Below are 12,491 nucleotides of genomic sequence, written 5' to 3'. Positions count from 1 at the left end.
TATTTATGGCAACGAATTTACGTGGCGTAATGGCCGCACTCCTGACTCCTTTTGATCAACAACAAGCACTGGATAAAGCGAGTCTGCGTCGCCTGGTTCAGTTCAATATTCAGCAGGGCATCGACGGTTTATACGTGGGTGGTTCTACCGGCGAAGCCTTTGTACAAAGCCTTTCCGAGCGTGAACAGGTACTGGAAATCGTCGCCGAAGAGGCGAAAGGCAAGATTAAACTCATCGCTCACGTCGGTTGCGTCAGCACTGCTGAAAGCCAACAACTTGCGGCATCGGCTAAACGTTATGGCTTCGATGCCGTCTCCGCCGTCACGCCGTTCTACTATCCTTTCAGCTTTGAAGAACACTGCGATCACTATCGGGCAATTATTGATTCGGCGGATGGTTTGCCGATGGTGGTGTACAACATTCCTGCCCTGAGCGGGGTAAAACTAACCCTGGATCAGATCAACACCCTGGTTACGCTGCCTGGTGTCGGCGCGCTGAAACAGACCTCTGGCGATCTCTATCAGATGGAACAGATCCGTCGTGAACATCCTGATCTGGTGCTCTATAACGGTTACGACGAAATCTTCGCCTCTGGTCTTCTGGCGGGCGCTGATGGTGGTATCGGTAGTACCTACAACATCATGGGCTGGCGTTATCAGGGGATTGTGAAGGCGCTGAAAGAAGGCGATATCCAGACCGCGCAGAAGCTGCAAACCGAATGTAATAAAGTCATTGATTTACTGATCAAAACGGGCGTATTCCGCGGCCTGAAAACGGTCCTGCATTATATGGATGTCGTTTCTGTGCCGCTGTGCCGCAAACCGTTTGGACCGGTAGATGAAAAATATCTGCCAGAACTGAAGGCGCTGGCCCAGCAGTTGATGCAAGAGCGCGGGTGAGTTGTTTCCCCTCGCTCGCCCCTACCGGGTGAGGGGAAATAAACGCATCTGTACCCTACAATTTTCATACCAAAGCGTGTGGGCATCGCCCACCGCGGGAGACTCACAATGAGTACTACAACCCAGAATATCCCGTGGTATCGCCATCTCAATCGTGCACAATGGCGGGCATTTTCCGCTGCCTGGTTGGGATATCTGCTTGACGGTTTTGATTTCGTTTTAATCGCCCTGGTACTCACCGAAGTACAAGGTGAATTCGGGCTGACGACGGTGCAGGCGGCAAGTCTGATCTCCGCAGCCTTTATCTCTCGCTGGTTCGGCGGCCTGATGCTCGGCGCTATGGGTGACCGCTACGGGCGTCGTCTGGCAATGGTCACCAGCATCGTTCTCTTCTCGGCCGGGACGCTGGCCTGCGGCTTTGCGCCAGGCTACATCACCATGTTTATCGCTCGTCTGGTCATCGGCATGGGGATGGCGGGTGAATACGGTTCCAGCGCCACCTATGTCATTGAAAGCTGGCCAAAACATCTGCGTAATAAAGCCAGTGGTTTTCTGATTTCCGGCTTCTCTGTGGGGGCCGTCGTTGCCGCTCAGGTCTATAGCCTGGTGGTTCCGGTCTGGGGCTGGCGTGCGCTGTTCTTTATCGGCATTTTGCCAATCATCTTTGCTCTCTGGCTGCGTAAAAACATCCCGGAAGCGGAAGACTGGAAAGAGAAACATGCTGGTAAAGCACCAGTACGCACGATGGTAGATATTCTCTACCGTGGTGAACATCGCATTGCCAATATCGTAATGACACTGGCGGCGGCTACTGCGCTGTGGTTTTGCTTCGCCGGTAACCTGCAAAATGCCGCGATCGTCGCTGTTCTTGGGCTGTTATGCGCCGCAATCTTTATCAGCTTTATGGTGCAAAGTACGGGCAAACGCTGGCCAACGGGCGTAATGCTGATGGTGGTCGTGTTGTTTGCTTTCCTCTACTCATGGCCGATTCAGGCGCTGCTGCCAACGTATCTGAAAACCGATCTGGCTTATAACCCGCATACTGTCGCCAATGTGCTGTTCTTTAGTGGCTTTGGCGCGGCGGTGGGATGCTGCGTAGGTGGCTTCCTCGGTGACTGGCTGGGAACCCGCAAAGCGTACGTTTGTAGCCTGCTGGCCTCGCAGCTGCTGATTATTCCGGTATTTGCGATTGGCGGCGCAAACGTCTGGGTGCTCGGTCTGTTACTGTTCTTCCAGCAAATGCTTGGACAAGGGATCGCCGGGATCTTACCGAAACTGATTGGCGGTTATTTCGATACCGACCAGCGTGCAGCGGGCCTGGGCTTTACCTACAACGTCGGCGCATTGGGCGGTGCACTGGCCCCAATCATCGGCGCGTTGATCGCTCAACGTCTGGATCTGGGTACTGCGCTGGCATCGCTCTCGTTCAGTCTGACATTTGTGGTGATCCTGCTGATTGGTCTGGATATGCCTTCCCGCGTTCAGCGTTGGTTGCGCCCGGAAGCATTGCGTACTCATGACGCTATCGACGGCAAACCATTTAGCGGTGCCGTGCCATTTGGCCGCGCCAAAAACGATTTAGTCAAAACCAAAAGTTAATCCTGTTGCCCGGTCTCTGTACCGGGCCTTTCGCTAAGGGAAGATGTATGTCGTTACTTGCACAACTGGATCAAAAAATCGCTGCTAACGGTGGCCTGATTGTCTCCTGCCAGCCGGTTCCGGACAGCCCGCTCGATAAACCCGAAATCGTCGCCGCCATGGCATTAGCGGCAGAGCAGGCGGGCGCGGTTGCCATTCGCATTGAAGGTGTGGCAAATCTGCAAGCCACGCGTGCGGTGGTGAGCGTGCCAATTATCGGGATTGTGAAACGCGATCTGGAGGATTCTCCGGTACGCATCACGGCCTATATTGAAGATGTTGATGCGCTGGCGCAGGCGGGCGCGGACATTATCGCCATTGACGGCACCGACCGCCCGCGTCCGGTGCCTGTTGAAACGTTGCTGGCACGTATTCACCATCACGGTTTACTGGCGATGACCGACTGCTCAACGCCGGAAGACGGCCTGGCATGCCAAAAGCTGGGAGCCGAAATTATTGGCACTACGCTTTCTGGCTATACCACGCCTGAAACGCCAGAAGAGCCGGATCTGGCGCTGGTGAAAACGTTGAGCGACGCCGGATGTCGGGTGATTGCCGAAGGGCGTTACAACACGCCTGCTCAGGCGGCAGATGCGATGCGCCACGGCGCGTGGGCGGTGACGGTCGGTTCTGCCATTACGCGTCTTGAACACATTTGTCAGTGGTACAACACAGCGATGAAAAAGGCGGTGCTATGACCACACTGGCGATTGATATCGGCGGTACTAAACTTGCCGCCGCGCTGATTGGCGCTGACGGGCAGATCCGCGATCGTCGTGAACTTCCTACGCCAGCCAGCCAGACACCAGAAGCCTTGCGTGATGCCTTATCCGCATTAGTCTCTCCGTTGCAAGTTCATGCGCAGCGGGTTGCTATCGCTTCAACCGGAATTATTCGCGACGGCAGCTTAATGGCGCTAAATCCGCATAATCTCGGTGGATTACTACACTTTCCGTTAGTTAAAACACTGGGGCAGCTTACCGATTTGCCGACCATTGCCATTAACGACGCGCAGGCCGCAGCATGGGCGGAGTATCAGGCGCTGGAAGGCGATATAACCGAGATGGTGTTTATCACCGTTTCCACTGGCGTCGGCGGCGGTGTAGTGAGCGGCGGCAAACTGCTTACCGGCCCTGGAGGTCTGGCGGGGCACATCGGGCATACGCTTGCCGATCCGCATGGTCCAGTCTGCGGCTGTGGACGCACAGGTTGCGTGGAAGCGATTGCTTCTGGTCGCGGTATTGCAGCGGCAGCGCAGGGTGAACTGGCGGGCGCGGATGCGAGAACTATTTTTACACGCGCCGGGCAGGGCGACGAACAAGCGCAATGGCTGATTCATCGCTCCGCACGTACGCTTGCAAGGCTGATCGCTGATATTAAAGCCACAACTGATTGCCAGTGCGTGGTGGTCGGTGGCAGCGTTGGGCTGGCAGAAGGGTATCTGGCGCTGGTGGAAACGTATCTGGCGCAGGAGCCAGCGGCATTTCATGTTGATTTACTGGCGGCGCATTACCGCCATGATGCAGGTTTACTTGGGGCTGCGCTGTTGGCCCAGGGAGAAAAATTATGATGATGGGTGAAGTACAGTCATTACCGTCTGCTGGGTTACATCCTGCGTTACAGGACGCGTTAACGCTGGCATTAGCTGCCAGACCGCAAGAAAAAGCGCCGGGTCGTTACGAATTACAGGGCGACAATATTTTTATGAATGTCATGACGTTTAACACTCAATCGCCCGTCGAGAAAAAAGCGGAATTGCACGAGCAGTACATTGATATCCAGCTGTTATTAAACGGTGAGGAACGGATCCTGTTTGGCATGGCAGGCACTGCGCGTCAGTGTGAAGTGTTCCACCATGAAGATGATTACCAGCTTTGCAGCGCCATTGAGAATGAGCAAACCATCATCCTGAAGCCGGGAATGTTCGCCGTGTTTATGCCTGGAGAACCGCATAAGCCGGGATGCGTTGTCGGCGAACCTAGTGAGATTAAAAAGGTGGTAGTGAAGGTTAAGGCTGATTTAATGGCTTAAAACTTAGTTCGTTTTAAAGATTCTGCAGACACTGTCTGCAGAATTCGAAATTGCTGAAATTATCGGCGTCTATAGCCTTCCTCTAGCACCGCCTGTGTTCGAACGAGTTCATCCGCGAGTCGTTTTTCATCAGGTAGTTGCATCTTATATTCACTCGCCAGAACGGTGTTAGGCAAACCAGCCAGTGCATAATGCGCTTCTCCGACTCCTTTCTCTGCACAGAGAATCAGACCGATGGGCGGATTTTCATCCGGTAGCGTCCAGTGCTCTTTGGCGTAGTTGAGATACATATTCATCTGTCCGGCATCGCTATAGCTAAATTTGCCCACTTTTAGATCGACGATTAGCAGGCAGCGTAAACGGCGGTGGAAAAACAGCAGATCGACCCGAAACCAGTTGTCATCAATGCGTAACCTTCGCTGCCGACCAACAAAGGCAAAATCATCCCCAAGTTCCAGCATGAAATCCATCAGGTGGTTGATCAGCGCCTCCTCAAAATCGGATTCTGAGTATTCATCTTTCAATTCCAGAAATTCGAGCACAAAGGGATCGCGTATCGCCTGCTGCGGAAGAATATGCATCTCGGCAGGAGCGTGTTGTTGCAGCATGGCTGATTTATCATGTGACAGTAGTGTTCGCTCATAAAATTGGGTCGCAATTTGCCGCTCTAGCTGGCGGACAGACCAACCACAGCGGAGCGTCTCTTTTTCATAAAAGCTGCGGGCGTCAGCGTTTTTAACGGAAAGTAGACGGACGTAGGTGGACCAGGGCAGGGGGAAAGATTTGGCAGACAGCGTCTGCCAAATCTTTGCCGATGGGAATTCTGCAGACGGTGTCTGCGGCATTCCCAATGGTGTTAATTCGCCAGACACTGTCTGGCGAATTTCAACATGTTGAAAAAAGAGGTAAAAAAGCCTCATTTGGCGTAAGTTTTTTGCAGAGAACCCACGCTTATACCTTAGACTTAAATCCTTTGATAGTCGCTTGATTAGCTGCGCACCATACGCAGCCCTGGCCTCACCGCCTTGTTCAAATTCGACAATTCGTCGGCCAATTTCCCAGTACGTCGCGGTCATTAACGCGTTAACGCTACGTACCGTTTCCGTTCGGGCGCTATCGACCAGATGAATAATGCCGTCGTGGATTTGCTGGTAGCCTGCTGTGGTTCTCTCTGAGAGCGATTCCATTATCTGTCCCTTTTTATGGCGCTGTGTTGAATAATGGAATCAGCTATACGCCGGGCATCTGCCGGTAACAATCCAGATGAGCGTATTACATTGGTTTTCTTCAGATTATGCGAGGCGCTTTCCAGAAAGAAAGGAGAATTTCAGCGCCGACTCTTTTCTGAGGAGGCGGCGCTGGGACAGAGCTTAAACTTCCAGCCAGTTCATAATGCCGTCTGCCGCCTTACGACCTTCGGCGATGGCGGTAACGACCAGATCGGAACCACGGACGATATCGCCGCCAGCAAAGATTTTCGGGTTGCTGGTCTGGAAGGCGTTGTCGCTGCCTTCCGGGGCGATGATGCGGCCTTGTGAATCCAGCTCGACGCTGTGTTTTGCCAGCCATTCCATGTTGTGTGGACGGAAACCAAACGCCATGATCACCGCATCTGCCGGAACGATATGTTCGGAACCTGCCACGATCTCCGCGCGGCGACGGCCTTTGGCATCCGGTTCGCCCATTTCGGTACGTACCATTTTTACGCCGCTGACTTTGCCGTTACCGTTCACTTCAATCCCCAGTGGCTGGACATTGAATTTGAACTCTACACCTTCTTCTCGCGCGTTTTTCACTTCGCGGCGGGAACCTGGCATGTTCTCTTCATCACGACGATAGGCACAGGTAACGTGCTTCGCTCCCTGGCGTACAGACGTACGCACGCAGTCCATCGCAGTGTCGCCACCGCCAAGTACCACCACGCGTTTGCCTTCCATGCTGACGAACGGTTCTTCGCGGGTTTCGCCAAAGCCCATTAACTGTTTGGTGTTGGCGATAAGGAACGGCAGCGCTGCGTATACGCCATCGGCGTCTTCGTTTTCCAGCCCGCCGCGCATTGACTGATAAGTCCCGACGCCAAGGAACACGGCATCGTAATCACTCAGCAGATCGTCCAGCTGTACGTCGCGGCCCACTTCGGTATTGAGTTTGAATTCAATACCCATGCCGGTGAAGATTTCACGGCGGCGCGTCATTACCTCTTTTTCCAGCTTGAAAGCCGGAATACCGAAGGTCAGCAATCCGCCAATTTCCGGGTGACGGTCGAAGACGACCGCTTTTACGCCGTTGCGCGTCAGGACATCCGCGCACGCCAGACCCGCCGGGCCTGCGCCGATAATCGCCACTTTTTTACCGGTCTGTTTCACGCCGGACATATCCGGACGCCAGCCCATCTCGAACGCTTTATCGTTGATATAGCGCTCAATGTTGCCGATGGTCACTGCGCCGAACTCATCGTTCAGGGTGCAGGAACCTTCGCACAGACGGTCTTGCGGGCAGACACGTCCGCATACTTCCGGCAGAGTGTTGGTCTGATGCGACAGTTCCGCCGCTTCAAAAATACGCCCCTCGTTGGCGAGCTTCAGCCAGTTCGGGATGTAGTTGTGTACCGGGCATTTCCACTCGCAGTATGGGTTGCCGCACGACAGGCAGCGGTCAGCCTGCGCTTTGGCCTGGCCTTCGGAAAACGGCTCGTAAATTTCAACAAACTCAATTTTGCGGATCTTCAGCGGTTTCTTTGGCGGATCAACGCGCTGCAGGTCGATAAATTGATAAACATTCTGACTCATTGTTGCTACCCCTTACTGCGCCTGCACGCGCAACTCTGCTGCGCTACGACTACGGTGACCCAGCAGTGCTTTTACATCACTGGACTTCGGTTTAACCAGCGCAAATTTAGTGGCGAAGGTTGACCAGTTCGCCAGAATCTCTTCACCGCGCTGAGAGCCAGTATACTGAACATGCTCGGTGATAAGTCCACGCAGATGCTCTTCATGGATCGCCAAATCGTCAACGCTTAAGACCTCGACCAGTTCCGGGTTAACGCGTTTGCGGAAATCGCCGCTTTCATCGAGAACGTAAGCGAAGCCGCCAGTCATGCCAGCGCCGAAGTTAACGCCGGTTTTACCCAGAATACAGACAATACCGCCCGTCATATATTCACAGCCGTTGTCGCCAATGCCTTCTACCACGGTGATAGCACCGGAGTTACGCACGCCGAAACGTTCACCCGCGCGGCCTGCGGCATACAGACGACCACCGGTCGCGCCATACAGGCAGGTGTTGCCGATAATGCTTGCTTCGTGGCTGCGGAAGGCTGAACCAACCGGAGGACGAATGGCGATTAAGCCGCCCGCCATGCCTTTACCGACATAGTCGTTGGCATCACCGGTCAGGTACAGTTCCACGCCGCCCGCGTTCCACACACCGAAGCTCTGGCCTGCGGTGCCGTTGAAGTACGCTTTGATCGGATCGGCTGCCAGACCCTGATCGCCGTGCGTCTGGGCGATATAGCCTGAAAGCGACGCGCCGACAGAACGGTCGGTGTTGCGAATATCGAACCAGAAGGTTTTGCTCTGGCGCTCATCGACAAACGGTTTCGCCTGTTGCAGCAACTGCGCGTTCAGCAGGCCGTTATCAAACGGCGGGTTGTTTTCGGTGCAGTAGAGCGCCTTACCGGGATGCGGCTCGGCGGTCTCCAGCAGTTTCGACAGCGCCAGTTTCTGCTGTTTGGCGGTGAAACCGTCCAGCTCTTTCAGCAGGTCGGTGCGACCAATCAGATCCACCAGCCGCGTTACCCCCAGCTGTGCCATCAGCTCGCGGGTTTCACGGGCGATAAACTCAAAGTAATTCGTCACTTTGAACGGCAGGCCGTGATAGTGATTCTTACGCAGTTTGTCATCCTGAGTTGCTACACCCGTGGCGCAGTTGTTCAGGTGGCAAATTCGCAGATATTTACAACCGAGCGCGACCATTGGGCCAGTGCCGAAGCCGAAGCTTTCTGCGCCGAGAATCGCCGCTTTGATGATATCAACGCCCGTTTTCAGGCCGCCATCAACCTGCAAACGAATTTTATGACGTAAACCGTTGGCAACCAGCGCCTGTTGGGTTTCCACCAGGCCGAGTTCCCACGGACAGCCTGCGTATTTCACCGATGAAAGCGGACTTGCGCCGGTGCCGCCATCATAGCCTGCGATGGTGATTAAATCGGCATAAGCTTTCGCCACGCCAGTCGCGATGGTGCCTACTCCCGGTTCGGAAACCAGCTTCACGGAGATCATCGCTTTCGGGTTAACCTGCTTGAGGTCGAAAATAAGCTGCGCTAAGTCCTCGATAGAGTAGATATCATGGTGCGGCGGCGGGGAGATCAGCGTCACTCCGGGCACCGAATAGCGCAGTTTGGCGATGTAAGGCGTGACTTTATCGCCCGGTAACTGACCGCCTTCGCCCGGCTTCGCGCCCTGGGCGACTTTAATCTGAATGACGTCGGCATTGACCAGATACGCCGGAGTAACCCCAAAGCGACCGGAAGCCACCTGCTTGATGCGCGACACTTTGTTGGTGCCGTAGCGTGCCGGATCTTCGCCGCCTTCACCGGAGTTAGAGTTGCCGCCGATGCTGTTCATCGCTTCAGCCAGCGCCTCGTGGGCTTCCGGGCTTAACGCGCCGATAGACATCGCAGCGGTATCGAAGCGTTTAAACAGTTCGCTTGCCGGTTCAACATCAGCAATGTTGACCGCGTTTTCACCCGGCGTAATTGCCAGCAGATCGCGCAGCGTGGTTGCCGGACGCTCATTAACCAGCTTCGCGTATTCCTGATAGTCGCTGTACTCGCCGCTTTGTACCGCCTGTTGCAGTGTGCGCACCACGTCCGGGTTGTAGGCGTGGTATTCGCCACCGTGCACGTATTTCAGCAGGCCGCCCTGGCTGATGGGCTTACGCGCCAGCCAGGCACGTTTCGACAGGTTCAGCAGATCCTGCTGGAAGTCTTCAAAGCTTGCCCCACCAATGCGGCTAACAGCGCCCTGGAAGCACAGGCCTACGACATCATCGTGCAGACCGACCGCTTCAAACAGTTTCGAGCAGCGGTAAGAGGCGATGGTGGAGATGCCCATTTTGGACATGATTTTGTACAAGCCTTTGTTGATGCCGTTACGGTAGTTGAGCATCACGGTACGATAATCTTTGGCAATCGCGTGGGTGTCTACCAGGCGGCCCAGCGTTTCATAGGCAAGGTACGGATAAATAGCCGTCGCACCGAAGCCCAGCAACACGGCGAAATGGTGCGGATCGCGGGCGCTGGCGGTTTCGACGATGATGTTGGCATCGCAACGCAAGCTTTGATCGACCAGACGGGTCTGGATCGCGCCAACCGCCATCGGAGCCGGAACCGGCAGGCGATCTTTAGCGATATTCCGGTCGGAGAGCACCAGCAGCACAGTGCCGCTACGTACCATTTTTTCGGCTTTGTCGCACAGCTCTTTGACCGTCGCTTCGAGCGTGGTTTTAGTGACGTCAAAGGTGATATCCAGTGTATCTGCGCGGTAGTGCTCCTCTTTCATCGTCGTGAGCTGTTTGAAATCGGAGTAGAGCAGAATCGGCGATTTAAAGCTTAAACGGTGCGCCTGGCCCTCTGCTTCGCAAAAGACGTTCATTTCACGACCGATACTGGTGGCGAGCGACATAACATGCGCTTCACGCAGCGGGTCGATTGGCGGGTTAGTCACCTGGGCAAACTGCTGGCGGAAGTAGTCGTAAATAATGCGCGGCTGACTGGAGAGCACGGCGAATGGGGTGTCGTCACCCATCGAACCGACCGCTTCCTGACCGTTTTCGCCCAGTACGCGAATTACGGAGTCCAGCTCTTCCGCGCTGTAGTTAAACTGTTTCTGATAGCTGGCAAGCGTGTCGTCGTCCAGTTCGCGGCTACCCACTTCTTCATCGGGCAGATCTTCAAACGGTACCAGACGGCGGACGTTTTTCTCCATCCACTCTTTATAAGGGTGGCGGCTTTTCAGATCGTCATCGGTTTCTGCCGAGTGCAGAATACGCCCACTGCGGGTGTCGATAACCATCAGTTCGCCTGGCCCGACGCGGCCTTTTTCGACCACTTCGTCAGGCTGGTAATCCCAGATACCGACTTCAGAGGCGCAGGTGATGAGCTTATCTTTGGTGATGACGTAGCGCGCCGGACGCAGACCGTTACGGTCGAGGTTACAGGCGGCAAAACGACCGTCAGACATCACGATGCCCGCCGGGCCATCCCACGGCTCCATATGCATGGAGTTAAAGTCAAAGAAGGCACGCAGTTCCGGGTCCATATCCGGGTTGTTCTGCCAGGCGGGTGGTACTAACAGACGCATGGCGCGGATGATATCCATCCCGCCTGCCAGCAGCAGTTCCAGCATGTTATCCATGGAACTGGAGTCAGAACCGGTTTCGTTGACGAACGGCGCGGCGTCGTGCAGGTCAGGGATCAGCGGCGTCTGGAATTTATAGGTACGCGCACGCGCCCATTGGCGGTTACCGGTGATGGTGTTGATTTCACCGTTATGCGCCAGGTAGCGGAACGGCTGCGCCAGCGGCCAGCGCGGTACGGTGTTAGTGGAGAAGCGCTGGTGGAACAGGCAAATGGCCGATTCCAGACGCAGGTCCGCAAGATCCAGATAAAAGCGCGGCAGATCCGCCGGCATACACAGACCTTTATAGATGTTCACCAGATTCGACAGGCTACAGACGTAGAAGTCTTTGTCGGCTTCGAGACGCTTTTCAATGCGGCGGCGGGCGATAAACAGACGGCGCTCCATATCGCGCGGACGCCAGCCTGCCGGGGCGTTCACAAAAATTTGCTCAATGCGTGGCAGAGAGGAGAGGGCGATTTCACCCAGCACGCCTTCGTTGGTGGGGACATCACGCCAGCCCACAATCGATAAGGTTTCGCGTTGCAGCTCTTCTTCAACGATGCGGCGTGCGGCAGCGGCGAGTTCAGGATCTTTATTCAGGAAGAGCATCCCGACGGCGTAGTTTTTCGCTAAACGCCAACCGCGCTCCTGCGCAACGATGCGAAAAAAGCGATCCGGTTTTTGTAACAGCAAGCCGCAACCGTCACCGGTTTTACCATCGGCGAGAATCGCGCCACGGTGCTGCATGCGGGCCAGTGCGTGTATTGCAGTACGCACTACCTTGTGGCTAGGTTCGCCTTCTATATGGGCGATCAGGCCGAAACCACAGTTATCCCTCTCAAGGGATTTATCGTACAACATATCGTGAACCTCCCCCAGGCTCTGCGGGAACCCCACTTCCGAACCGCTGCGCACGGGCACAGAAAGAGCGTGGCGACGGGGTTTGCGTGTCATACGCGCGCCTCGCATTCGCCCCCTTGTTGTCCTTTTCGCATCGGTTAATACGGTGAAGAGGGGATCTCAATTACTGCATAAATATGATGAGCAGGCTGCTCATCCAGAAAGCTTCCAGCGGATTTCCAACTTATCGGGAAAGATGATACAGGTCAAATGGCAAGCTTATTGGTACAGAAATGTGCTTTAGCGCAAAATTCTTTATTAATTTGCTGAAATTAAAGTGGATTTTCTATTTAAGGCTAAAAGGGGCGTCGGTAGAGAAACAGCCAATTCCTGACTGTCATAAAGGCGTGTTAACCCTTATCCTGCCTTGAACTGACGAGAAAACCAGCATTTTATACTGCCTTAATTGGTAATGGCATTTTATGCTACTGTTTTTGCCTAAAATCTATAAGGAGATAAAAAAAATCTGACACAAGATAAGCAAAAATGATTTATGTGATCATGCATGAAATTTCGGTAATTTTGATTGATTATGCAGTTGATAAAAGCAGGCCGGGACGATTGATCCAGGTCATCGCCGAATTGAGCTAAAAATGGCAGGCTTTGGCCTCTTTTCAAGGCG

Annotated in this window: 8 protein-coding genes; 5 read left to right on the top strand and 3 right to left on the bottom strand. The window is 54.4% G+C overall.

Annotation, left to right across the window (positions count from 1 at the left end):
• The first annotated feature begins 5 nt into the window (after nt 1-5).
• The 5 genes from nanA to nanQ all read left to right on the top strand — a co-directional run bounded on the left by nanA (nt 6) and on the right by nanQ (nt 4,568).
• Nucleotides 6-899: an N-acetylneuraminate lyase gene (nanA, locus tag G434_RS12235; RefSeq protein ID WP_000224714.1), complete on the top strand. Its 894-nt coding sequence runs from the start codon at nt 6-8 to the stop codon at nt 897-899.
• 108 nt (nt 900-1,007) lie between these two features.
• Nucleotides 1,008-2,498: a sialic acid transporter NanT gene (gene nanT, locus G434_RS12240; RefSeq protein ID WP_000108458.1), complete on the top strand. Its 1,491-nt coding sequence runs from the start codon at nt 1,008-1,010 to the stop codon at nt 2,496-2,498.
• 47 nt (nt 2,499-2,545) lie between these two features.
• Nucleotides 2,546-3,235, top strand: coding sequence for an N-acetylmannosamine-6-phosphate 2-epimerase (locus G434_RS12245; protein WP_000054239.1), 690 nt, complete (start codon nt 2,546-2,548; stop codon nt 3,233-3,235).
• Nucleotides 3,232-4,107 (top strand): N-acetylmannosamine kinase, encoded by an 876-nt coding sequence (gene nanK, locus G434_RS12250; RefSeq protein ID WP_000209040.1) that lies wholly within the window; start codon nt 3,232-3,234, stop codon nt 4,105-4,107. The genes G434_RS12245 and nanK overlap by 4 nt, the downstream gene beginning before the upstream one ends.
• Nucleotides 4,104-4,568 carry an N-acetylneuraminate anomerase gene (gene nanQ / locus G434_RS12255; protein ID WP_000979886.1) on the top strand — a complete coding sequence of 155 codons (465 nt, stop codon included), beginning with the start codon at nt 4,104-4,106 and terminating at the stop codon, nt 4,566-4,568. Before nanK ends, nanQ begins: the two co-directional genes overlap by 4 nt.
• Nucleotides 4,569-4,627: 59 nt before the next feature.
• Here the strand turns inward: nanQ and G434_RS12260 are convergent, their stop codons facing one another.
• The 3 genes from G434_RS12260 to gltB all read right to left on the bottom strand — a co-directional run bounded on the left by G434_RS12260 (nt 4,628) and on the right by gltB (nt 11,830).
• A complete protein-coding gene (locus G434_RS12260) occupies nt 4,628-5,755 on the bottom strand; it encodes a PDDEXK nuclease domain-containing protein (protein WP_000445164.1) in 1,128 nt (375 codons plus the stop codon).
• 183 nt (nt 5,756-5,938) lie between these two features.
• Entirely contained in the window at nt 5,939-7,357 is a 1,419-nt protein-coding gene (gene gltD / locus G434_RS12265) for a glutamate synthase subunit GltD (RefSeq protein ID WP_000081679.1), read from the bottom strand.
• A 12-nt stretch (nt 7,358-7,369) separates the two neighbouring features.
• Nucleotides 7,370-11,830 (bottom strand): glutamate synthase large subunit, encoded by a 4,461-nt coding sequence (gltB, locus tag G434_RS12270; protein ID WP_032142346.1) that lies wholly within the window; start codon nt 11,828-11,830, stop codon nt 7,370-7,372.
• Between the last annotated feature and the right edge of the window lie 661 nt (nt 11,831-12,491).

Source organism: Escherichia sp. KTE172, from assembly GCF_000408845.1.
Lineage (GTDB): Bacteria > Pseudomonadota > Gammaproteobacteria > Enterobacterales > Enterobacteriaceae > Escherichia > Escherichia coli.
The sequence above is the reverse complement of the archived record's forward strand: the minus strand, read 5'-3'. Positions and strand labels throughout refer to the sequence as shown.